The sequence below is a fragment of the Nocardioides bizhenqiangii genome, from assembly GCF_034661235.1.
Taxonomy (GTDB): Bacteria; Actinomycetota; Actinomycetes; order Propionibacteriales; family Nocardioidaceae; genus Nocardioides; species Nocardioides bizhenqiangii.
Genome location: NZ_CP141059.1, coordinates 3,969,789 through 3,991,472, shown reverse-complemented (window position 1 = coordinate 3,991,472; position 21,684 = coordinate 3,969,789). Strand labels below are relative to the sequence as shown.

Below are 21,684 nucleotides of genomic sequence, written 5' to 3'. Positions count from 1 at the left end.
CGCTGGCGGGTGCCGCCGGGGCGGCCCTCGTTCAGCGCGGCACGTGGGCCAGCACCTCGTCGACCATCCGCTCGAACATCCTGACCTGGATCGACAGATGTCCCTCGCCCGGCTCCAGGTGGGCGACCACGCCGGGGATGTGCTCGGCGAGCCACTCGCCGTGGTGGAAGGGCACCATCAGGTCCTCGCTGCCCTGCCAGAGGTAGGTGGGCACCGTGATGTCGTCGAGCGCGAAGCCCCAGTCACGGGTGAAGGCGAGGTCGTCGTCCATCCACCCGTAGAGCTCCTCCACGCCGCCCTGGAGGTTGCGGATGATGTCCTCGCCGAGCTCGCTGGTGAGAGTCGCGCGGTCGACGTCGGGCAGCAGGTTGTCGAGGGTGCGGATCACTCCCTCGGCGTCGGCCTCGAGGATCCCGGCCCGCTCCTTCTGGAGGAAGGGCAACAGCTCCTCCTCGCCCTGCAGCGCCAGGCCGAACTCCTCGATGTTGTCGGCGCCCATGCTGTCGAGGAAGTCGGGCTGGCCGGCGTACGGCTTCACCGCGCAGACCGCCAGCACGGCGAGCACGCGGTCCGGCAGGACGGCGCCGGTGGCGAGCGCGTGCGGACCGCCGCCTGACTGACCGCCGGTCAGGAAGGTCTCAGCGCCGAGGTGGTCGGCGACCGCGGCCATGTCGGCGGCGACGTCGGCGACGCTGCGGCCGGGGTTGCGGGTCGATCCGGCGGCACCGGCCCGCGAGTAGCTGGCGTACCGCACGCCGCGACTGTGGAGCGCCCGCTGCTTCTCCAGCCCCTGGTAGGAGCAGCCGGGAGTGCCGTGGTGCCAGATGAGGAGCGCACCGTCGGCAGGTCCGCTCACCTGGACGTCGAGGATCCGGCCGTCGGGCAGGTCGAGTGCGATGCGTTCGGTCATGTGCCGGAGCGTACGTCCCGGGAATAGCCCTTGGGGGACGGCGTTGGGCGAAGGTGTGAGCACTCCTCGGATCACCCTCAACGACAACACGTCCATCCCGCAGTTCGGACTCGGTGTGTGGCAGGTGCGGGCGGCCGAGACGGAGCAGGTCGTCACCGACGCGCTCGAGATCGGCTACCGCCACATCGACACCGCCCAGATGTACGGCAACGAGGCCGGCGTCGGCGCGGCGATCGCGAAGTCGGGCCTGGCGCGCGAGGACCTGTACGTCACGACCAAGCTCAACAACAACAACCACCAGAAGGCCCGCGAGTCGCTGGAGGTCTCGCTGGACAAGCTCGGTCTCGAGAAGGTCGACCTGTTCCTCATCCATTGGCCGCTGCCGACGCGGTACGACGGCGACTTCGTCGCCACCTGGGAGACGGTGGTCGGGCTCCGTGAGGCCGGGCTCGCCACCTCTGTCGGGGTGTCCAACTTCCAGCCCGACCACCTCGACCGGATCGTGTCGGCGACCGGGGTCGTGCCGGTCGTCAACCAGATCGAGGTGCACCCCTACTTCGCCAACGAGGCGGCCCGCGCGGCCGCGGCGCGCCACGGCGCTCACGTCGAGGCCTGGTCCCCGCTGGGCCAGGGTGGCGGGGAGCTCAAGGACCCGGTCGTGACCGGCGTTGCCGAGAGCCACGGCAAGAGCCCGGCGCAGGTGCTGCTGCGCTGGGCGCTCGACCGCGGCGACATCGTGTTCCCCAAGTCGGTGCGCAAGGAGCGGCTGGCGGAGAACTTCGACGTCTTCGACTTCGCGCTCACGGCGGAGGAGGTCGCCGCGCTCGCGGAGCTCGACAAGGGCGAGGGCGGCCGTCAGGGTCCGAACCCCGACACCTTCGACTGGATTCCTAGCTGATCATCCGGCGGGCAACGGCCCGCTGGCGGACCGCGATCCGCGCGGCGTACTCCTCGTCGGTCAACGGCAGCAGGTGGGGGAGCAGGGTCCGGACGTCTGCGGTCTTGACGACCTGCACAGAGGGACCGTCGGCCTGGGTGAGGTCGCGCTCGAGGCGCTGCCAGCGCAGCATGATCGGGCCGGTGCGGTGACCGGTGGTCTCCAGCCAGTTGGCGATCGGCGCGCCGCCGAGCGGCGGGCGCTCGGAGATGACGAACTGCATCAGGCCGTCGTCGTCGGTGAAGGCCTGCGCCTTCGTCAGCGACGTCTGGTGGGTCTCGTAGTCGGTGGAGGCATACCAGTCCGACCCGATCTGGATCGCCTGGTAGGTGCAGTCGTCGCACCGCGGCACCGACACGATCATCGCCTCGTCCTCGGCCAGCTCGTAGTGGCCGATCGAGGAGAACTGCGAGGCCAGGCCGCCGGGCGTCGACTGCGGCACGGTCAGGGTGTTGACCGGCTCCTTGTACTGGAAGAACTGGGGGAAGGCGAACCAGGTCTGGATCGAGCCGATCAGCGATCGGGCGGCGACGTCGTACTTCTTCTGCAGCAGCTCGCGGCTCAACGGCTTGCGCGGCTTGCCCCGCGTGTCCGGCCGCTCGATGGTGAGCGTGCCGCGCTCCTCGCGCTCCCAGTCGTTGAAGACCTCGCGCACGATCATGGTCTTCGCGCCGGGCTCGGCGGTGTAGGTGAACTCGAAGGTCCCGTCGTCGGCGATCTCGAGCTCGCGGTCGTCGAAAGCCAGCAGGCTGGTCGCGGCCGAGTCCGCGGTGTAGGCGCCGCCCATCACCTGGAACGACAGGTCGGCGGACGTGCCACGGCGGCCGCGTACGACGTACTCGACCCCCTCGCGGAGGTAGGCGCTGAGGTAGATGGCGTCTGGGTTGTCCAGGCCCTGCCGCGAGAACTGGTGGGTCGGGTTCACGAACAGCGGCTGCTCGAGGTCGTAGTCGAACGCGGTCTGCATCGCCATCCGGATCCGGCCGCTGAGGTAGTCGTAGCCCTCGAGCCGGTCGGCCTCGGTCCTGATGAACGGCGCGTTGGCGATCAGCTCCTCGGCCTCCGCGATCGCGTCGGACAGGACCTTGGTGAAGCCGTAGGCCTCGCTCACTGCTCGACCTTCGCGATCACGCTGTCGGCGTACTGCTCGAGGTGCTTGATCTTCGTCTCCAGCGGCTCGGTGTCGGGACCCTTGATGTAGGGGATCCGGAACCCGACGATGCAGTCGGTCACGCCCTTGTCCTCGAGCCGCTTGATGCCATCGGTGGTGTAGGCGTCGAAGGAGATCACGTGCACCTCGAAGTCGTCCCTGGTGTCGCCCTCCTCCTTGCGGATCTCGGCCAGCCGCAGCAGCAGCCGGTCGAGCTCCTCGCCGTCGCCGCCGGCGTGCATCCACCCGTCGCCCTTGCGTACGGCGCGCCGCAGGGCGGCGTCGGAGTGACCGCCGACCAGCAGCGGGATCTTCTCCGTCGGAGCGGGGCACTGCTGGAGCGGCTCGAAGTCGTAGAACTCGCCGTCGTAGCCGAAGAACGTCGGCTCCGTCCCCGGCTGGGTGAGGCCGCGGAGGATGTCCATGCACTCGTCCATCCGCTTCCCGCGCTTCTCCCACGGCACGCCCAGGGCCGCGAAGTCCTCCGGCCAGGGGGAGAGGCCGACGCCGAGCCCGAGCCGGTTGCCGGAAAGGAACGCGAGGGAGGAGGCCTGCTTGGCCACGAGCACCGGCGGCCGCACCGGCAGCTTGAGTACGAACGGCGTCAGTCGGAGCGTCGAGGTCACCGCGAACAGGTGCGCGCACAGGATGAAGGTCTCGATGAACTCCTTGCCGAGCAGGAACTCGCGGTCTCCGGTGTCGGTGTAGGGGTACTTCGAGTCGGACTCCTGGGGGTAGATCAGGCTGTCGGCGATGGTCATCGACGTGTAGCCCGCTGCCTCGCAAGCCTGGGCCAGCGGGGCGTAGTAGGCGGCCTGGGTCATGCCCTCGGCGAAGGAGAAGCGCATGGGGCCCACACTAGAACGTGTTCTAAAAACGCGCCAGATCTGCGAGAGTGGACCCGTGTCTGTGAAAGAGAAGCCGAACGGGCTCGACTCGCCGCTCGTCTCGAAGATCATCAAGTACGGCGCCCGCGCCCACGTGCCGGTCTTCCGGCTCACCAACGGCCGGATCGGTTCGAAGTGGCGGATCGGCGCCGGCTGGAAGAAGCCGGTGCCGGTGCTCCTGCTCGACCACGTCGGCCGCAAGAGCGGCAACGAGTTCACGACCCCGCTGCTGTACCTCGAGGACGGACCGCGCCTGGTGATCGTCGGCTCCCAGGGTGGTCTGCCGAAGAACCCGCAGTGGTTCCACAACCTCGTCGCCCGCCCCGAGACGACCGTCTCCCTGAAGGGTGAGCGCCGCCGCCCGGTGCGGGCGCGGGTCGCCGATCCGGCCGAGCGCGCGGCGCTCTGGCCGCGGCTCGTGGATCTCTACGCCGACTTCGAGAGCTACCAGTCGTGGACCGACCGCGAGATCCCCGTCGTGATCCTCGACCCGCGCTGAGAGGCTGGGCCCATGGACCCCATCGACCTGGCCGAGCTCAGCGACCGCACGGCGATCAACGACGCGCTCATCCGCTACACGATCGCGATCGACACCGGTGAGTTCGACCGGCTGGACACCGTGTTCACGCCGGACGCCCAGATCGACTACAGCGAGAGCGGCGGGACGGTCGGCACCTTCGCCGACGTCAAGCCGTGGTTGGCGGAGAACCTGCCGGCGTTCTCGACGAAGCGGATGCACACGCTGGGCCAGGTGGCGATCTCGTTCGCGAACACCAGGGACGAGGCGCGGGTGACGGCGTACTTCCACAACCCGATGCTCGTCCCCGACGGCAGGGCCGGCGCCGGAGGGGAGCGCCTCGTGGAGGTCGGCGGTCTCTACCACCACACGTTCACGCGCACCGACGCGGGTTGGCGCTCGCGACGGCTGCACGAGCAGGTGGTATGGACCCGCGGCTTCTGAGAGTCGACCCGTCTTTTGGTCCCGGTTGGACCGGTCCGCGACAATGACGCCGTGAGCGACGAGCAGGAGAAGTCCGACAACCCGGTGGTGACCGGGCTCGTCGCCCTGCTGGCGGTCTCCCTCGCCGTGGGCCTCGTGCTGGGCGGCGTCGCTCTCGTCGGCACCCGGATCCTCGGCATCGGCGGCGACTCCTCGGGCTCGACCGGCGCCAGCGAGGCCGAGTCCGCGGTCATCCCGCGTCCGTCGAAGACGAGTGCGAACGGACCCCAGGTCACGCTCAACACCCAGGACGCGGAGAGCGACGACACCGAGCCCGGCGATCCGAAGACCACTAAGACCGAGAAGGCGAAGCCGGAGAAGGAGATCACCCTCCAGGCGGGCCAGACCGCGGTCGGCAACTTCGAACAGATCGACCTGACCGGTGTCTATCCCGGCGGTGAGGGCGCGATCCTGCAGGTCCAACGGTTCGAGGGCGGCCAGTGGGTCGACTTCAACGCCACCCTCTCGGTGAGCAACGAGACCTTCAGCACCTACGTCCAGTCCGCACAGATCGGCGTCAACAAGTTCCGGGTGGTCGACAGCGCCACCGGCGCTGCGTCCAACCCGGTCACGGTCACCGTCGGCTGACCCTCCCGCCGCGCGGCGACGCCGTACGGTGGACGCATGGTGCCGCGGTACGACGTGCTCGCGCTCCTCGTCGCGCTGACCCTGGCCATGGCCGCGGCCTGCTCGACCGACGACGACGACCCGGTGCAGGGCGGTAGCTCACCCGATGCCGGGTCGGCGAGCCCGACGGCGACCGATCCCCCGCCCGCGTCGGACGAGCAGGAGCTCGCGGTGGTCGGACACGCGACCCGGCCCCAGCTCCGGCTGACGCAACGTGCCGCCGACCGCCTCCTCGGTGGGGAGGTCCGCCGGTGGCGGGGTCTCCGGGTGGCGCAGGACGTGCGGGCCGTCGAGCGTGATCCAGGCACGATCGCGGTCGTCCCGGTGGCCGACGTGACGCCGACAGTGGTCGTGGCGACGGTCGCCGGCGTCGATCCGGTGCGCGACCACCCGGACGCGATCACGGTCGCTGTGGCCGGCGACGTGATGCTGGTCCGCAACGTGCCCGACGCCGCGGCCTCGCTGGCGCCGATGACGCCGCTCCTGCGGCGGGCCGACCTCACCGTCGGGAACCTCGAGAGCACCCTGTCGACCGACGGACAGCCGACCCAGGGAAGCGACTCCTTCGGCGGCAGTCCGGCGCTGGTGCCGCTGCTCCGGCAGGCCGGCTTCGACGCGGTCTCGCTCGCCAACAACCACACCGGCGACTTCGGGCCGGTGGCGCTCGTCGAGACCGTCGACGTGCTGGCGGACAGCGCGGTGGTGCCGTTCGGTGCCGGCGCGACGCTGCGCGAGGCGAGCCTGCCGGCCGTCCTCGAGGCAGGCGGCACCCGGTTCGCGTTCCTGGGCTTCAACGCCATCGGCGAGACCCCGGCGGCGACGCCAACAGGGCCGGGAGCCCTGTCGGTGCGGATGCCGCCGCGCACCGGACCGCTGGTGCCCGCCGACCTCGACCGCGTGGTTCGCCTCGTGCGTCGCGCGGACCGGCAGGCGGACGCGGTGGTCGTGCTCCCGCACTGGGGCGAGCAGTACACCCACCGACCCTGGCCGGTCCAGCGCGAGGTGGCCCGGGAGCTGGTCGCGGCCGGCGCCGACCTCGTCGTCGGCGGCCACCCCCACTGGGTGCAGGGTGCCGACGCCATCGACGGAGTACCGGTGCTCCACTCGCTCGGCAACTTCGTGTTCGACATGTACTGGCAGCCGCCGCAGGTGCGCGAGGGCGTCGTGCTCGAGGCGACCTGGTGGGGCGACGAGCTCAAGGCGGTCCGGCTCGTCCCTTACGCGATGGAGGTCGGCCCCTATGCACCCCGCCCGGTCTCGGGGCGGCGCGCGGCCGACATCCTCGACGACGTCTGGAGCGCGTCGACCGGTCCGTTCCGGGGCTAGCTCAGCGGCCGGCTCTGCGGCTGCCTCAACGAATCCAGCTGACGACCACTCGCGCGGTCCGCTCGAGCTGGTCGCGGTTCACGACGGACACCACGTCGGAATCGTCGTGGTAGGCGGCGTACGGGGTGCTCCCGAGCCGTACGCCGGGCAGCCCGTCCCGCACGAACGACCAGTGGTCGCTGGAGCGCTGGCCGCTCTCGACGACGTACGGCGCCCCCACCCGCTCGGCCGCGGCGACCAGCTGGTCGCGGAGAGGGTCGCCGTCCTCGGGGCTGCCGATCACGACCGCGTCGCCCACGCCGACCCGGTCCATCGACACCATGCCGCGCAACGACCGCCGCTGCCCGGCGGTCAGCCGGTCGACGTACGCCCTCGAGCCGTAGTGGTGGTCGTCGTCGGTGGGGCCGCGCGGCTCCTCGGCGCCGAACGCGATCAGCACGACCGGCAGCCGGGTGCGACGCCAGGTGACGGCCCGCGCGACCGTGAGCAGGACGCCGATGCCGGAGGCGTTGTCCTCCGCGCCGGGTGACCGCGGCACCGTGTCGAGGTGGGCGCCGATCGCGAGCCACGGCACTCCGGGGCGGAGGTCTCCGCGGTGAGCGATCACGTTCACCGAGTCCCCGGCGTCGACCGGCGCAACCCACGAGAACCCACCGGGCACGGCGAACCGCTGTCGCTCGACCTGCCAGCCGAGCCGGTCGAGCTGGGCGTCGACCCACTCCGCCGCGCGGAAGTACGCCGGTGTCGTACCCGGGCGCGGACCCACGACCCCGGCGAGGTGGCGGACCGCTGCCATCGCCGTCGAAGACTCGACATCGCCCGGACGGACCCGCCGGCAGCCGGCGAGGGTGCCGACGGTCGCGGCGACCGCACCGCCGACGAGCTCGCGGCGTCCGACCCGGGAGGCGCCCACCATTCGTCGAGCCTGCCACGCAACCGATCGGCGACGACAGCCCTCTGAAGAGGGTGGAAGGCAAACCACCACGACGCCGAGCGGCGAGGAGCAGAATGACGGTCACGATGGGACGTCGAGCCGGCGAGTTCGCGGCGTACGCCGAGCAGGCGCAGCAGCGCCTGTTCCGGCAGGCGGTGCTCCTCACCGGCGATCCCGACTCCGCACGCGACCTGGTCCAGTCGACCCTGGTCAAGGTCTACGTCGCCTGGTCACGGATCGACACGCCCGCGGCCTACGCGCAGCGGACGATGGTCCGGACGTTCCTCGACGGTCGCCGCAAGGAGCGCCGCGAGGCGGAGCTGCACCGGCCGATCGACCCGGGCCGGGCCGATCCGGATCCGGCGCAGGCGCTCACCGTGCGGCAGGCCATCGCGGCACTGCCGCCTCGGATGCGGGCCGTGGTGGTGCTCCGCTACTGGGAGGACCTGACCGTCGACCAGACCGCTGCCGCGCTCGGGTGCAGCAGCGGCAACGTCAAGTCCACCGCCAGTCGCGGGCTCGACAAGCTGCGCGAGCTGCTCGGGGATGCCTTCGTCGAACGCACGTCCACATCCACATCCACGTCAGCAGCCACGGCTGCACCGAAGGAGCCGACATGAGCATCCCGACCGACGACCTGCGCACGCACCTCGCCCGCGAGCTGGACGACCTCGGCCCCGGGCCCGACCTGGTGGCGGAGGCGGCGGCCCGCGGCGCCAGCGCCGTACGACGCCGCCGGGCGCTAGGGGGCGCCACCCTTGCCGTCGCGGCCGTGGTGGGCGGGGTGGCCGCGGTCGGCCTGCTGGCAGGCGGCGACGACGCCCGGCCCGCCAAGGAGGACCTGCCGATCGCCGAGGACAGCACACCTCCGTCCCCGTGGGACCCGCTGGCCGACGGGCACGTGACGGAGCAGGAGTGGGACCGGACGGTCTCCGAGGCGCTGAGCGCTTCTCTTCCGGACCGCTACGGGACGGTGGCCCCGATCCAGACCGACTTCGACGTCCAGATGTTCGGTACCCAGGGCGGCGACCCCCGGCTCCAGCTCAACGTCCGGGCGTCCGGTTGGCACCGCTCCGAGGATCCTCAGGCCTACCGACAGGACCAGTCGTGCGCGGCGATCAACCAGGCGCGCGAGCTCTACTCCTGCCACGAGGTGGCGTTCGGGGACGGCTGGTTCGCCATCGTCGCGACCGACCTGCTCCCGCCGGGCAACCGGTCCTACGCCGAGGGTGAGCGGGTGGAGATCCCGCCCTACGACCCCGACAACATCCCGGAGGACTGGGCCTTCGCCACCGAGCTGCACCTGATGAACGAGGGCGTCTCCTTCCGGTTGGGCACGGGCGAGCTCGGCTGGGACGGGATCTCCGGCAACGACCCGGCCGGCATCACGGACCAGGAGCTGCTCGCCGCGGCCCAGGAGCCGGCGTTCCTCGAGATGGTCGAGGTCGCCGTCCAGTGGTGGTACGACGAGCCGGCGCCCGAGCCGGTCGAGATCGAGGGGGAGCTGATCCCGGTGATGACGGGGAAGGGTCAGCAGGTCCCGCCGAAATTCCCGTCCTGAGCCGGGAACAACCCCGCCGTTTGCCTCTGTTGCACCCTGTGTCAGACTTGAGTCAACTCGACTCAACTTACTTGCTGGACGTCTGATCCAGACCAGTGACAATAGCAATGGAGGAGCAACACCATGGCACGTGCTGTCGGCATTGACCTGGGTACGACCAACAGCGTCGTCGCGGTCCTGGAGGGCGGCGAGCCCAGCGTCATCCCCAACGCAGAAGGCGCGCGCACCACGCCGTCGGTCGTCGCGTTCGCCAAGAACGGCGAGGTCCTCGTCGGTGAGGTCGCCAAGCGCCAGGCCGTCACCAACGTCGACCGCACCATCCGCTCGGTCAAGCGCCACATGGGTGAGTCCTGGACGACGGACATCGACGGCAAGTCCTTCACCCCCCAGCAGATCAGTGCGTTCATCCTGCAGAAGCTCAAGCGCGACGCGGAGGCCTACCTCGGCGAGACCGTCACGAACGCCGTCATCACCGTGCCGGCGTACTTCTCCGACGCGCAGCGCCAGGCGACCAAGGAGGCCGGCGAGATCGCGGGCATGAAGGTCGACCGGATCGTCAACGAGCCCACTGCGGCCGCGCTGGCCTACGGGCTCGACAAGGGCGAGGACCAGACCATCCTCGTGTTCGACCTCGGTGGCGGCACCTTCGACGTGTCCCTGCTCGAGATCGGCGAGGGCGTCGTCGAGGTGAAGGCGACCAGCGGTGACAACCACCTCGGTGGCGACGACTGGGACAACCGCGTCGTCGAGTGGATGGTCAAGAAGTTCAAGGACAACAACGGCGTCGACCTGTCGGCCGACAAGATCGCCGCGCAGCGCCTCCAGGAGGCGGCGGAGAAGGCGAAGATCGAGCTGTCGTCGTCGAGCGAGACCACGATCCACCTGCCGTACATCACCCACGGTGAGAACGGTCCGCTGCACTTCGAGGAGCGGCTGACCCGATCGGAGTTCCAGAAGCTCACCGCCGACCTGCTCGACCGCACCAAGGCGCCGTTCCAGTCGGTCCTCAAGGACGCCGGGGTGCCGATCTCGGGGATCGACCACGTCGTGCTCGTCGGTGGCTCCACCCGGATGCCGGCCGTCACCGAGGTCGTCAAGGACCTGCTCGGCGGCAAGGAGCCCAACAAGGGCGTCAACCCCGACGAGGTCGTCGCCGTCGGCGCCGCGCTGCAGGCGGGTGTCCTGGCCGGTGAGGTCAAGGACGTGCTGCTGCTCGACGTCACCCCGCTGAGCCTCGGCATCGAGACGAAGGGCGGCGTCATGACCACCCTGATCGAGCGCAACACGACGATCCCGACCAAGCGCAGCGAGATCTTCACGACCGCCGACGACAACCAGCCGTCGGTCGAGATCAAGGTCGCGCAGGGCGAGCGCCAGATGTGGGCGCAGAACCAGCCGCTCGGCAACTTCGAGCTGACCGGCCTCCCGCCGGCACCCCGCGGCGTCCCGAAGATCGAGGTCACCTTCGACATCGACGCCAACGGCATCGTCCACGTGTCCGCCAAGGACCAGGCGTCCGGCCGCGAGCAGTCGATGACCATCTCCGGCGGCAGCGCGCTGTCGAAGGACGAGATCGACCGGATGGTGCGCGAGGCCGAGCAGTACGCCGAGGAGGACGCGCAGCGTCGCGCGTTGGTCGAGGTCCGCAACCAGGGTGACCAGCTCGTCTACACGACCGAGAAGTTCCTGGCCGACAACGGCGACAAGATCCCGGACGACGTGAAGACCGAGGTCTCCGCCGACCTGGAGGAGCTCAAGAAGCTGCTCGCCAACGAGGACTCCACCGTCGACGAGCTCACTGCCGCGATCACCAAGCTCGGCGAGTCCAGCCAGAAGATGGGCGCGGCGATGTACGCCGCCGCCGAGGCGGACGCCGCAGCGGCCGGTGGCAGCACCGGCGCGACCGGCGAGGGCGACGACGACGTCGTCGAGGCCGAGATCGTGGACGAGGACGCTCCGTCGACGGACGCCGAGGACGAGGCCAAGTGACCGACGGCGACCCCAAGCCCGACGACGTCACCCCCGAGGAGGTCCCGGCCGACGCCGGGGCCTCCCCGGCGGAGGACCCTGCTCCTGAGCCGGCCCCCGAGGTCGGGGCTGAGGCCGAGGCGGACTCGATCGCCGAGGCCGATGAGCTCGCGGTGACCAAGATGGCGCTGGAGGAGCGGACGCTCGACCTCCAGCGCCTCCAGGCGGAGTACGTCAACTACAAGCGCCGGGTCGACCGCGACCGGGAGCTGGTGCGCGAGAACGCGACGTACGCCGTGCTCACGCCGATCATCGACGTGCTCGACACCATCGACCGGGCCCGCGACCACGAGCCGCTCGAGGGTGGCTTCAAGGCGGTGGCCGATCAGCTCGAGCGCATCGTCACCGGCCTGGGCCTGGTGAAGTTCGGCGCGGTGGGCGACCCGTTCGACCCGACCATCCACGAGGCGCTGTCACACATCGGCACCGACCCCGAGGTCGAGGTGACGACCTGCAAGGTCGTCGCCAAGGCGGGTTACAAGATGGGCGACCGGGTGGTGCGGGCAGCGCAGGTGCTCGTGGTCGACCCCGAGCCGCAGGCCGTGGAGGCCGTGGAGGCCGTCGGCCCGCAGGAGGAGCAGCCGGTCGACGTCGAGGCGTCGCGGAGCCACGGCGAGGAGTGAGACGGGCAGGCTCGAGGAGGGAGGTGCGCGATGAGTGACCCCGGCAACGACGGCATCAGATCGGACTGGGCGACCAAGGACTTCTACGCCGTGCTCGGCGTCGGCAAGACCGCGTCGGCCGACGAGATCAAGAAGGCCTACCGCAAGCTCGCGCGCGCCAACCACCCCGACTCGCACCCTGACGACGCCGCCAAGCACGAGAAGTTCAAGCAGGTCGCCGAGGCCTACGACGTCATCGGCGACCCCGAGAAGCGCAAGAAGTACGACCAGGCGCGCCAGCTCTTCGCCTCGGGCGGGTTTCCCGCCGGGGGCGGCGGCTACTCCGGCACCATCAACCTCGAGGACCTGCTCCGCGAGCGCGCCGGCGGTGGCGGCGGCTTCGGCGACCTGTTCGGCGACTTCCTCGGGTTCGGCGCCGGCGCCCGGCGGCAACAGCCGCGGCCGGCCCGCGGCGCCGACCTCGAGACCACGACCACGATCGGCTTCGCGGAGGCGCTCGAAGGCATCACCGTCTCGCTGCGGATCGCGTCGGACGCCGCGTGCGCGACCTGCTCAGGCACCGGCGGCAAGCCGGGCACCAGCCCGCACCGGTGTCCGACCTGTGACGGCAGCGGCTTCGTGGTCGCATCGGTCGGCGGTGCGTTCTCGATGAACGAGACCTGCCCGGCGTGCGGCGGTCGACAGCTGGTCTACGACGAGGCATGCCCGACCTGTCATGGCAGCGGGCGAGGACGGTCGACGCGCACCATCCAGGCGAAGGTGCCGGCCGGGGTCAAGGACGGCCAGCGCATCCGGCTGCGCGGGAAGGGCGCTCCGGGCGAGCGCGGCGGGCCTGCGGGTGATCTCTTCGTCACGGTCCGCGTCGCCCGCGACCGCGTGTTCGGCCGCAAGGGCGACCACCTGACGATCGACGTACCCATCTCCTTCAGTGAGGCCGCCCTCGGGGCAGCGGTGAAGGTGCCGACCCTCGATGGACCACCGGTGACCGTCAAGATCCCACCCGGCACGCCGAACGGGCGCACCTTCCGGGTGCGTGGCAAGGGTGCGCCGAAGGCCGACGGCACCCGCGGTGACCTGCTCGCCACGGTCGAGGTGCAGGTGCCCGCGCACCTTGGTGACGACGCGCGGCAGGCGCTCGAGGCCTACGCCGCCGCGACCGCCGACACGAAGCTGCGGGCCGGGCTGTTCGAGCAGGCAGGGGAGTAGCCGTGCCGACTCGACAGCCCTACCGCGCCGAGCCGCCGTCGCCCGAGGCGGCGGTCTTCGTGATCAGCGTCGCTGCCGAGCTGAGCGGGCTGCACCCGCAGACCCTGCGCACCTACGAGCGGATGGGCCTGATCACGCCGGGACGCACGCCCGGCGGCGGACGGCGCTACTCCTACCGCGACATCGAGCACCTGCGCGTCATCGCCGAGCTCACCAGCTCGGGCATCGGCATCGAGGGCGTACGCCGGATCCTCGAGCTCGAGTCCGCCGTCGCGACGCTGAAGTCCCAGCGCGACGAGCTCCTCGCCGAGCTGGAAGCCGCCCACGAAGCACTGCGCCAGGCGCTCTCCGTCCGGCAGGTGTCGGGCAGCAAGCTCCCCGCCGTCCCGCCTCCCACCACCCCGCAGTCGATCGTCGTCTGGCGTCGGCACCACTGACCTCTGCCGCCGACGGGCCTTTGCGCGCTCGCTGCGGGCCCTGCGGGGTTGCGACCGAAAGAGCTTTGGAGGGGGAGGAGCGGGCGCCTGGGGTGCGGTTTGCTCCCGTGTCGCGGTGGCACTACGGCACCGGTTGCTCGCTGCGGTCGGGTCGCGGTCCCCGGTGGTTGAGGTGCGACGAGCGCAGCGAGGAGCCTCGAAACCACTCGACGAGCCACTTGTCGTCCACAGCCCTAGTGTTGCGTTTCCCCTGTCCACAGGCGGGTTCTGAGTATTTCGTTGTGTCGGACGTCGGCGGTTGACTTAGGCGCACGACAGGTACTCGGGAGGTCTCCATCGTGGTCGCGCAGCTGATGCCCCAGCCGCACCCGATCCTGGCCTGCGCCGCCCAGCTCCAGGCCACGATCGGCGACGTGCGTGACCTGCAGCCGGTGTACCTGTCCCCGGCGGAGAAGAAGACCGCGGTGGTCGAACTCGACAAGGCCGCCGCGATGCTCGCCGAGCTCAAGCTCCGGGTCGTCGCGACGGCGGAGGACGCCGCGTGCCTGGCCCTGGCCCGCGACACCGGAGCCTGGCTGGCGTCGGTGACCAAGGCCGACTTCCCCGTCAGCCGCGCCCAGACCCGGTTGGCCGACGCCCTGGACCGGCGCTGGCAGCGGGTCGCGGCCGGGATGGCCGACGGAGCGGTGTCATTGCCGCAGGCGCAGGTGGTGGTTGATGCACTCGATGCTCTGCCCGACCACCTCGACCCTGCTCTGGTGTCGGATGCCGAGGCGCGGATGGTGGGCTACTGCGAGGAGTTCCGGCCAAGCGAGCTGCGCCGCCTCGGTCGGCACCTGCTCGAGGTCGTCGCCCCCGAGATCGCCGAGGCCGAGCTGGCCAAACGGCTCGAGGACGAGGAACAACACGCCCGGGAGAAGACCAGCCTCCGGTCCCGGCTGATCGGCGACGGCCTGGCCCGGACCACCATCGTCCACCCGGTCTTGGACCGCGATCGACTGCTGACCTACCTCGAAGCCTTCACCTCACCCCGCAAACACCACGACGCCCTCAGCGGGGAGGAGGACCGGATCCCCTACCCCCGCCGCCTCGGCCAAGCCTTCTGCGCACTCCTCGAGCACCTCGACCCCGCCCAGCTCCCCCAGCACGGCGGGGATGCGACCACGGTGATGGTCACCATCGCACTCGACTCGCTGCGCGCCGAGCTGGGCGCCGGCAGCATCATCGGCGGCGAACCCCTCTCCGCCACCCAGGTCCGCCGACTCGCCTGCAACGCCAACATCATCCCCGTCGTCCTCGGCGGGAACGGCGAGATCCTCGACCTCGGCCGCAGCCGGCGTCTCTTCTCACCGGCGCAACGCAAAGCGATGCGGCTACGCGACCAACGCTGCCGGGCCGAGGGCTGCACGATCCCCGCCGCCTGGACCGAAGCCCACCACCTCAAACCCTGGGCCACCGGCGGGAACACCGACCTCGACGACGGCATCCTCCACTGCAACTACCACCACCACCTCGCCCACGACCCCACCCACACCACCGAACGACTCCCCAACGGCGACTACCGCTACCACCGCCGCACCTAGGCCGACCGTCCCTCGCCGGAACGCCCTCAGCTCACTGTCGAGTTTCCGAGACTGCGGATCAGCCAGGGCGGACGAGCCCGGCTTCGTACGCGTAGATCACTGCCTGCACGCGGTCACGGATGCCAAGCTTGGACAGAACGCTGCTGACGTGGGTCTTGACGGTGGCGTCGCTGACGAACAGATTCTCGGCGATCTCGGCATTCGACCTGCCAGTCGCCAGGAGTCGCAGCACCTCCAGCTCCCGTGGGCTGAGTAGTGCAAGCTCCCGCGGCGCAGTCGGGACGGGCGTCGTGGCAAAGAGCTCGATCACCCGCCTGGTCACTGCCGGAGCCAAGAGGGCGTCGCCGCGGGCCAGCACGTGGACGGCGTCGACCAGGTCCTCCGCTGGTGCATCTTTGAGGAGGAAACCGCTCGCTCCGGCCCGCAGCGCATCGAAGACGTACTCGTCCAGGTCGAAGGTCGTGAGCATGAGCACGCGTGTCTCGCGACGCTCCGACAGCAGCCGCCGCGTCGCCTCGATGCCATCGAGCTCTGGCATGCGGATGTCCATCAAGACCACGTCGGGGGACATGCGCCGAGCGCAGGTCACTGCATCGAGCCCGTCCGCGGCCTCGCCGACGACGCATATCTCGCTGTCCTGTTCGAGCAGGGACCGCAGGCCGGCGCGGATCATCCCCTGGTCGTCTGCGATCAGTACGTTGATCACGGCCCCGTCGCCTCTGCGCCGACAGGGATCGATGCGGTCACGGCAAACCCGCCCTCGACGGTGTCGCCAGCGGTCAGCGTCCCCCCGTACATCGCAACGCGTTCCTGCATCCCGACCAGGCCGTGACCCTCGGAAGGGGCGCCCTCACGTTGCCCACGTTGACCACCTCCGTCGTCTTGCACCCGGATCTGCAAGCCGGCCGGCGAGTAGCAGAGTCGAACGCGAGCAGTCGCCGGTCCAGCGTGCTTGAGGGCGTTAGTGAGGCTCTCCTGAATGATTCGATAGACGGTCAGGTCCAGGCCCGGTGGCAGGTTGAAGGGGCTGCCCTCTACATCGACCTCCACCGGCAGCCCGGCCGACGTGGTCCGTTCCACGAGCCGGGGAAGCTGGTCCAGGCCCGGCTGCGGGGCCAGCGGCGGCCGGTCCTCGGGGGATCGCAGCACGCCGAAGAGGCGACGCAGCTCGGTCATCGCCTGCCGAGCGGTCGTCTCGATGGCCTTCAGGTCTTCGATCTCCCTCCGCTGCTCGGGCGGCAGGCGGCGCCGCACAGCCTGGCTCTGGACTGTGATCACGCTAATCGAGTGTGAGATGACGTCGTGGAGCTCGCGAGCGATGCGGACCCGTTCCTCAGCGGCGGCCTGTGCTCGGCGCTCAGCGTCTGCACCCTGGATTGCTGCCACCTCGACTGCATATCCGTCGGCTCGCTGGATCTGCTCGCGCACGAGACTTCCTACGACCCACGCGCCCCCGTACAGGACCGCCACCGCCACCAGGTCCGCGGGATCGGAGCCATCAAGCAACAGCCCGGCGAAGGGCGGAAGCACCGCAATGAGCAGGCCGGCGAGCGCTCGTCGCCCCCGCTCGACCAGACCGACTGTGTAGGACGCCACGACCATGGCCGCGAACAGGACGAACGGCGTGTCCGGACGTCCACCAGCGATGATGCCGGCCAGTGCGAGAACGACAGCGAAGAGCGGGTACTGGCGTCGCCAGGCCAGCCCGAGCATGACCACCACGGTGGTGGTGGCGTGCGCCCAGCCCGGCACCCCGGTCTCGAGCGTGGTCGCCTCCACGATGCCTGCCAGTGCGAGGGCCGATGCCAGACCGAGGTCGAACCAGGAAGGTCGGGACGGACGGTGAGGCACCTCTTCACCCTATGGCCGCAGTACCGGTGCTGCCTCAGCTTCGAGGCGGAGTCTGTGTCCTCGAAATCTCATCCGGACGGGGGAGAGGTCGACGGTGCTTCGGCCGATGTGCCCACGCGGGCTGCCGACGAGGGTTGCTCCATGAAGACGACACGAACAACTCCCTCACCGACCGCAACCGTTCCGTCACAGCGGGTTTCCGCCGCGTGGGCCTGGTGGGGCGTCCCAGCGGCCATCACCGGACTGGCCGGGAACTTCATCTCCACCCACGGCGCCCTGAGCGAAGCTGACGCGACACAGGCCGCGGATGCGGTCAGCCGAACGTCGTACCACGTCGGTACCGTGCTCGGCCTGACGTCGTTCGCCTGTCTGGTGCTCGCCTCGGCGGGCTGGCGGCGCTGGGGATCGGGCCGAGGACTGGCGCAGCAGGCTGTCTCGGTGGCGCTTGCAGTCACGGCGACGCTCGTGCTCTTCGCCACCGGGCTGAGGGGAGCGCTCGCGGAGTACCTTCCGGGCGGCATCAACGCGGACAACTTCGACGATGCCGGCCTGTACGCGCTCTTCATCGTCCACGACACCGCTCCCTGGACTGCCTGGTGGGGCGTGCTCATGATGGCGGCCGTCGTCGCGTTCATCTCCCTGGCTGGTCAGGGATTCTCGCGCTGGCTGGGGGTCCTGAGCGTCGCCGCGCTCGCCATGCCGATAGCTGTGATGGCCGGTTCAGGCGCGCTCGCCGGCGCCGGCTTCGTCGGTCCCATCTGGCTCGCCATCTTCTCCGTGATCGTCGCCCTTCGCGGCGTCAGCTCGCGGAGCGACGGGCACTAGGTCGCGGTCGCTGCTCGGACGGAGATATGTGCGACAGTCCGTTGCGCGGATGCCTGTCCCGGTCACGACACCAGGCACTACCCTCAGGGCACTCGGTGAACGGTCGGGTCACATGGGGCGGCCCGTTCGGCGGACAGGGGTGCATGCGTGGACGCGGTACTGCAATGGTTCGAGGACTGGGCCAGCGGTGAGCTCACGGGCACTCACGGAGTCGACTGGTTCGCGTTCATCTCGATCCCGTTCTTCACCGGCATCATCGGTTGGCTGATCAACTGGTCCGGCCTCTGGATGCTCTTCAGCCCGATCAAGTTCTACGGGTTCAAGGTGCCGGGCCTGCGCGAGGTCGCGACCGTCGTCCCCCGCAAGCTGCAGGAGGTGCCGGGCATCCCGTTCGGCCGCGTCGGTTGGCAGGGCATCGTCCCCGCCCGCGCGGCGAAGATGGGCAGCATCGCGGTCGACAAGGTCATCGCAAAGCTGGGTACTCCGGCCGAGTTCTACGCCCAGCTCGAGCCCGAGGAGATCGCGGCCCACATCGTCCGGGTGTTCGAGCCCGACCTCCCGCAGATGGTCGACGAGATCATGATGCGCGAGCACCCGAGGCTCTGGCGGGACCTTCCGCCGGCGGTCAAGCAGGGCGTCATCTCGCGGGTCCAGGCGCAGCTGCCGGCCGTCGTCACGACGATCACCGACGAGATCGGCGTGCACATCAACCAGCTGCTCGACCCGAAGATCATGGTCATCGACCACTTCCGCAAGAACCCGGAGCTGGTGGTCCGGGTGTTCCGCGACGTGGGTCAGCGCGAGCTCAACCTGATGGTGCTCTTCGGGTTCATCTTCGGCTTCCTGCTGGGCATCCCGGTCGCGATCGTCGACCAGACCTGGCACATCTGGTGGCTGCTGCCGCTCCTCGGGGTGATCGTCGGATGGACCACCAACGCGCTCGGCATGTGGCTGATCTTCGAGCCGCCGGAGCCCCGGCGGATCCTCGGCATCAAGGTGCAGGGCCTCTTCTTGCGTCGTCAGGACGAGTGCGCCGAGGTGTACGCGGGGATCATCGCGGACGACGTGATCACCCTGGAGCGGATCGGCGACTTCCTCATGGACGGTCCCCGCGGTGACCGCACCCGCCAGATGATCGCCACTGCGATGCGACCGGCCATCGACAAGGCAGCGGGTCCGCTCCGCGGGGCCGCCAAGGTCATGGTGGGCGCGGAGCGGTTCGACCGGATCCGCGAGTCCTTCGCGATGGAGGCCGTCGGTCGCACGATCACGCCGTTCCGCGACCCGGCCTTCAGCAAGCGGCAGTCGGAGAAGATCCGGGTCCTCATCGCCCGGCGGACAAAGGAGCTGCCGCCGAAGGACTTCGTCGAGATGATGCGGTCGGCGATCAAGGAGGACGAGTGGATGCTCTACGCCCACGGCGCGATCATGGGCGCCGCCGGCGGGATCATCCACCTGGGGCTGTTCAACTGGGGCTGGATCCCCGGCTTCCCGCCGTGATCACCGGAAGGGCATAACTTTGGTGACGATGACTGAGAACCTCGACAAGGACGGGCTCCCCAAGCTGCCGGCGCTCGCGGACAGCACCGCGGGAAACGGGCAGATGGTCGACTCCCTGCCAGGTCTGGCGCGGGTCGCGGCCACGGCCGCGATCAACACGACCGGCTGGGGCCTGCGGACGACCGCGCGCAACTGGCGTCGCGTCGGCCGCGCCGCGACGAACCGCGACGAGGCGGTCCAGCTGATCCGCGAGGTCGGGTCCGTCGTCGGGACGGTGGGCGAGATCGCCCGCCAGGTGGCGGACGGCGTGCCGGTCGGCACCGCTCTCCTCAAGGCAGGAGAGCAGCTGGGCGGCGTCGTCTCCGGTACGACGTCGCGATCATCGAGCGACAACGACCGTGTCGTCGACGGGGAGGTGATCGGGGAACGTCCGACGTCCCTCCGCGAGCGCGGGCAGGAGCTGCTCGAGAAGTCCCGCGACGTCTGGGCCACCGACGACCGACACCCGGCCTTCGACCGGATCCTCGACGACCTCGCGCCCGACGAGGCGCGGATCCTCGTGATGCTGCTCAAGAACGGACCCCAGGCGAGCGTCGACATCCGCACCGGTGGGCCGGTCGGCATGCTCAGCAGCCAGCTCATCGCCCCCGGCCTCAACATGGTCGGTCCCCGGGCCGGGCTGCGCCACCTCGAACAGGTGCCGTCGTACCTCAACAACCTCTACCGGCTCGGCCTGGTCTGGTTCTCCCGCGAGTCCCTCCGCGACCACCTCGAGTACCAGGTGCTCGAGGCGCAGCCCGACGTGCTCGAGGCGATGCACTCCGTGCGGTTCCCCAAGGTCGTACGACGGAGCATCCACCTCACGCCCTTCGGTGAGGAGTTCGTCAAGCAGGCACTGGTCGACGAGGTGACGGCGACCAGCCCGGCGCTCCCCGAGCACGACGTCCCGCCGGACGGCGACGCCGACTGACTATTCGCGGCAGTTGATGCGCAGGGCGCGGTGGACGTTTCGGCGCTTGGTGGGAGTGAGCGCGTCGAACGCGGCGTACTCCAAGTAGCAGGCGCCCATGGCGACACCGGCGTTGGCGGCCTCGGTCATCGGTCCGCCGTTGAGGGTGAACTGCCAGCCGTAGGCGACGGCGGATCTGTGCAGGCCCGCGAGGTAGCAGTACCAGCTGCCGGCGGTCCGCCGCGGCTGCCCAGGGGTCCGGCACTCCCGGTCGTCGGGACCGAGACCGTGGTCTTCGAGCACCAGGTGCCGGCCGTGCGCGGCGAGGAGCTTGTTGAGCAGCCGCCGTTCGGCTTCCCACGACGCCTCTCGGACACCGTCCCGTTCGTCTCCGGGCCGGGCGACGATGTACTGCCACCGGGAGTGACCGGCGAGCGACACGCGCGTCCTCGGGAACAGGCGGATCATCTGGCCGGTCGTCCGGCGCACGCACCGGCCGTGCTTGCGCTTGGTATAACCGGCGCGCCACAGCCGGTCCAACGACGCGTCGTCGGCGCCCAGGATGAACGGTTCGGCGTAGATGGTGGTGCACGCGCTGTTGGGGATCTCGACGACCTGCCAATCGCGCTCGTAGCGCGCGGCGACCGCCTTCATCAGGGCCAGGTAGTCCCTGCGGTACGACCGTCGCCAGAAGCGCGCCGCGCAGCCGCTGCCGCCGTTGGCGGAGTCGGGCGTGATCAGGACGCAGCCGCCGGCATCCTCCTTGACCCACTGCGGGGCGTGGATACCGGCCTTGAACCGCAGCCGAAACCGGACCTGCGGGTGGGCGTCGAGCGCTCTGTCGACGGCGGAGAAGTCGAAGACGCCGGGCCGGGTCTCGATCGCGTTCCATTGCAGCTTCATCGAAGCGGAGCTGGCGTAGGGCACTGTTCTGAGCTTGCGGGGTTCGGTGACGACCAGGCCGCGCAGCGGGGGCTTGAATCTGAGGGGTGCGGCGGCTGCGGTGGTGGCGGCCGGGGACGTCTCCCCGAGGCTGCTGGTCCCGACGCTGTCTTGCGCCTGGACGGGCGCTGGGCCGATCACCGGCACCAGGGCCGTCATGGTCGCGACCGCGGCGAGGGTGGCGAGGGTGCGGACAGGGCGGCGGGGCCGAGGTCGCCGGATCGGCCTCGTAGCCGTCATCGCACTGGCGCCGAGCACCATCCAGGCCATCGTCCACTCCCCTCCACCGTCGCCCGTTTGGCGACGGAACCCTCAACGATCGGGCACGGTGCGCAGCGGTTGCTCGCAAAATGCCCGAGTTATCTCCCTACCGTCTTGATATCCCGGAGCTGAAGGGACCGGAGGTAA

Annotated in this window: 22 protein-coding genes; 15 read left to right on the top strand and 7 right to left on the bottom strand. The window is 70.0% G+C overall.

Going from position 1 to position 21,684, the window contains the following annotated elements; genetic code table 11:
* Positions 1–31 precede the first annotated feature (31 nt).
* Complete coding sequence (locus SHK19_RS19445; protein ID WP_322937198.1) at positions 32–910, bottom strand: alpha/beta hydrolase; 879 nt, start codon at positions 908–910, stop codon at positions 32–34.
* 55 nt (positions 911–965) lie between these two features.
* On the opposite strand from SHK19_RS19445, the gene SHK19_RS19440 reads away from it, so the two are divergent.
* Positions 966–1,808: an aldo/keto reductase gene (locus tag SHK19_RS19440; RefSeq protein ID WP_322937197.1), complete on the top strand. Its 843-nt coding sequence runs from the start codon at positions 966–968 to the stop codon at positions 1,806–1,808.
* Here the strand turns inward: SHK19_RS19440 and SHK19_RS19435 are convergent.
* Both SHK19_RS19435 and SHK19_RS19430 read right to left on the bottom strand, forming a co-directional pair.
* Positions 1,801–2,958: a hypothetical protein gene (locus tag SHK19_RS19435; RefSeq protein ID WP_322454755.1), complete on the bottom strand. Its 1,158-nt coding sequence runs from the start codon at positions 2,956–2,958 to the stop codon at positions 1,801–1,803. The two genes, SHK19_RS19440 and SHK19_RS19435, sit on opposite strands and share 8 nt — an antisense overlap.
* On the bottom strand, positions 2,955–3,845 hold the full coding sequence (locus SHK19_RS19430) for a TIGR03619 family F420-dependent LLM class oxidoreductase (RefSeq protein ID WP_322454756.1): 891 nt from the start codon (positions 3,843–3,845) through the stop codon (positions 2,955–2,957). The genes SHK19_RS19435 and SHK19_RS19430 overlap by 4 nt, the downstream gene beginning before the upstream one ends.
* Before the next feature lie 55 nt (positions 3,846–3,900).
* On the opposite strand from SHK19_RS19430, the gene SHK19_RS19425 reads away from it, so the two are divergent.
* The 4 genes from SHK19_RS19425 to SHK19_RS19410 are packed head-to-tail and all read left to right on the top strand — an operon-like array spanning position 3,901 to position 6,837.
* Entirely contained in the window at positions 3,901–4,383 is a 483-nt protein-coding gene (locus tag SHK19_RS19425) for a nitroreductase/quinone reductase family protein (protein WP_322454757.1), read from the top strand.
* A 12-nt stretch (positions 4,384–4,395) separates the two neighbouring features.
* Positions 4,396–4,845: a nuclear transport factor 2 family protein gene (locus tag SHK19_RS19420; RefSeq protein WP_322454758.1), complete on the top strand. Its 450-nt coding sequence runs from the start codon at positions 4,396–4,398 to the stop codon at positions 4,843–4,845.
* A gap of 51 nt (positions 4,846–4,896) precedes the next feature.
* Positions 4,897–5,472 carry a hypothetical protein gene (locus SHK19_RS19415; RefSeq protein ID WP_322454759.1) on the top strand — a complete coding sequence of 192 codons (576 nt, stop codon included), beginning with the start codon at positions 4,897–4,899 and terminating at the stop codon, positions 5,470–5,472.
* A gap of 36 nt (positions 5,473–5,508) precedes the next feature.
* Positions 5,509–6,837 (top strand): CapA family protein, encoded by a 1,329-nt coding sequence (locus SHK19_RS19410; protein WP_322937196.1) that lies wholly within the window; start codon positions 5,509–5,511, stop codon positions 6,835–6,837.
* Between the two features lie 25 nt (positions 6,838–6,862).
* Here SHK19_RS19410 and SHK19_RS19405 read toward each other — a convergent pair whose 3' ends face one another.
* On the bottom strand, positions 6,863–7,753 hold the full coding sequence (locus SHK19_RS19405) for a M28 family metallopeptidase (protein ID WP_322937195.1): 891 nt from the start codon (positions 7,751–7,753) through the stop codon (positions 6,863–6,865).
* Positions 7,754–7,845: 92 nt separating this feature from the next.
* On the opposite strand from SHK19_RS19405, the gene SHK19_RS19400 reads away from it, so the two are divergent.
* The 7 genes from SHK19_RS19400 (at position 7,846) to SHK19_RS19370 (ending at position 15,209) form a co-directional block, all read left to right on the top strand.
* Positions 7,846–8,391, top strand: a complete 546-nt coding sequence (locus SHK19_RS19400; protein ID WP_322454762.1) for a SigE family RNA polymerase sigma factor — start codon at positions 7,846–7,848, stop codon at positions 8,389–8,391.
* Positions 8,388–9,332, top strand: a complete 945-nt coding sequence (locus SHK19_RS19395) for a hypothetical protein (RefSeq protein WP_322454763.1) — start codon at positions 8,388–8,390, stop codon at positions 9,330–9,332. Before SHK19_RS19400 ends, SHK19_RS19395 begins: the two co-directional genes overlap by 4 nt.
* Before the next feature lie 123 nt (positions 9,333–9,455).
* On the top strand, positions 9,456–11,321 hold the full coding sequence (dnaK, locus tag SHK19_RS19390) for a molecular chaperone DnaK (RefSeq protein WP_322454764.1): 1,866 nt from the start codon (positions 9,456–9,458) through the stop codon (positions 11,319–11,321).
* The gene (gene grpE, locus SHK19_RS19385; protein ID WP_322937194.1) at positions 11,318–11,983 is read left to right on the top strand and encodes a nucleotide exchange factor GrpE; all 666 of its coding nucleotides are present in this window, start codon (positions 11,318–11,320) and stop codon (positions 11,981–11,983) included. The genes dnaK and grpE overlap by 4 nt, the downstream gene beginning before the upstream one ends.
* 30 nt (positions 11,984–12,013) lie before the next feature.
* Positions 12,014–13,189: a molecular chaperone DnaJ gene (dnaJ, locus tag SHK19_RS19380; RefSeq protein WP_322937193.1), complete on the top strand. Its 1,176-nt coding sequence runs from the start codon at positions 12,014–12,016 to the stop codon at positions 13,187–13,189.
* Between the two features lie 2 nt (positions 13,190–13,191).
* On the top strand, positions 13,192–13,626 hold the full coding sequence (locus tag SHK19_RS19375) for a heat shock protein transcriptional repressor HspR (RefSeq protein WP_322454767.1): 435 nt from the start codon (positions 13,192–13,194) through the stop codon (positions 13,624–13,626).
* 338 nt (positions 13,627–13,964) lie between these two features.
* The gene (locus tag SHK19_RS19370; RefSeq protein WP_322937192.1) at positions 13,965–15,209 is read left to right on the top strand and encodes an HNH endonuclease signature motif containing protein; all 1,245 of its coding nucleotides are present in this window, start codon (positions 13,965–13,967) and stop codon (positions 15,207–15,209) included.
* Between the two features lie 58 nt (positions 15,210–15,267).
* Here SHK19_RS19370 and SHK19_RS19365 read toward each other — a convergent pair whose 3' ends face one another.
* A complete protein-coding gene (locus SHK19_RS19365) occupies positions 15,268–15,915 on the bottom strand; it encodes a response regulator transcription factor (RefSeq protein ID WP_322454769.1) in 648 nt (215 codons plus the stop codon).
* Positions 15,912–17,060: a histidine kinase gene (locus SHK19_RS19360; RefSeq protein WP_438862027.1), complete on the bottom strand. Its 1,149-nt coding sequence runs from the start codon at positions 17,058–17,060 to the stop codon at positions 15,912–15,914. The genes SHK19_RS19365 and SHK19_RS19360 overlap by 4 nt, the downstream gene beginning before the upstream one ends.
* Positions 17,061–17,201: 141 nt before the next feature.
* Between SHK19_RS19360 and SHK19_RS19355 the strand changes: the two genes are divergently transcribed.
* The 3 genes from SHK19_RS19355 (at position 17,202) to SHK19_RS19345 (ending at position 20,355) form a co-directional block, all read left to right on the top strand.
* Positions 17,202–17,885 carry a hypothetical protein gene (locus SHK19_RS19355; RefSeq protein ID WP_322454771.1) on the top strand — a complete coding sequence of 228 codons (684 nt, stop codon included), beginning with the start codon at positions 17,202–17,204 and terminating at the stop codon, positions 17,883–17,885.
* A 147-nt stretch (positions 17,886–18,032) separates the two neighbouring features.
* Positions 18,033–19,385: a hypothetical protein gene (locus tag SHK19_RS19350; RefSeq protein ID WP_322454772.1), complete on the top strand. Its 1,353-nt coding sequence runs from the start codon at positions 18,033–18,035 to the stop codon at positions 19,383–19,385.
* A gap of 28 nt (positions 19,386–19,413) precedes the next feature.
* Positions 19,414–20,355 carry an Abi-alpha family protein gene (locus tag SHK19_RS19345; RefSeq protein WP_322937191.1) on the top strand — a complete coding sequence of 314 codons (942 nt, stop codon included), beginning with the start codon at positions 19,414–19,416 and terminating at the stop codon, positions 20,353–20,355.
* Here SHK19_RS19345 and SHK19_RS19340 read toward each other — a convergent pair whose 3' ends face one another.
* Positions 20,356–21,546 (bottom strand): hypothetical protein, encoded by a 1,191-nt coding sequence (locus tag SHK19_RS19340; protein ID WP_322937190.1) that lies wholly within the window; start codon positions 21,544–21,546, stop codon positions 20,356–20,358.
* Positions 21,547–21,684: the final 138 nt, after the last annotated feature.

Bases quoted from the DNA above. Each gene is read 5' to 3' on its own strand.
- SHK19_RS19445 (WP_322937198.1), bottom strand. From the start codon at position 910: ATGACCGAACGCATCGCACTCGACCTGCCCGACGGCCGGATCCTCGAC.
- SHK19_RS19430 (WP_322454756.1), bottom strand. From the start codon at position 3,845: ATGCGCTTCTCCTTCGCCGAGGGCATGACCCAGGCCGCCTACTACGCC.
- SHK19_RS19420 (WP_322454758.1), top strand. From the start codon at position 4,396: ATGGACCCCATCGACCTGGCCGAGCTCAGCGACCGCACGGCGATCAAC.
- SHK19_RS19410 (WP_322937196.1), top strand. From the start codon at position 5,509: ATGGTGCCGCGGTACGACGTGCTCGCGCTCCTCGTCGCGCTGACCCTG.
- SHK19_RS19405 (WP_322937195.1), bottom strand. From the start codon at position 7,753: ATGGTGGGCGCCTCCCGGGTCGGACGCCGCGAGCTCGTCGGCGGTGCG.
- SHK19_RS19400 (WP_322454762.1), top strand. From the start codon at position 7,846: ATGACGGTCACGATGGGACGTCGAGCCGGCGAGTTCGCGGCGTACGCC.
- SHK19_RS19395 (WP_322454763.1), top strand. From the start codon at position 8,388: ATGAGCATCCCGACCGACGACCTGCGCACGCACCTCGCCCGCGAGCTG.
- dnaK (WP_322454764.1), top strand. From the start codon at position 9,456: ATGGCACGTGCTGTCGGCATTGACCTGGGTACGACCAACAGCGTCGTC.
- dnaJ (WP_322937193.1), top strand. From the start codon at position 12,014: ATGAGTGACCCCGGCAACGACGGCATCAGATCGGACTGGGCGACCAAG.
- SHK19_RS19355 (WP_322454771.1), top strand. From the start codon at position 17,202: ATGAAGACGACACGAACAACTCCCTCACCGACCGCAACCGTTCCGTCA.
- SHK19_RS19345 (WP_322937191.1), top strand. From the start codon at position 19,414: ATGACTGAGAACCTCGACAAGGACGGGCTCCCCAAGCTGCCGGCGCTC.
- SHK19_RS19340 (WP_322937190.1), bottom strand. From the start codon at position 21,546: ATGGCCTGGATGGTGCTCGGCGCCAGTGCGATGACGGCTACGAGGCCG.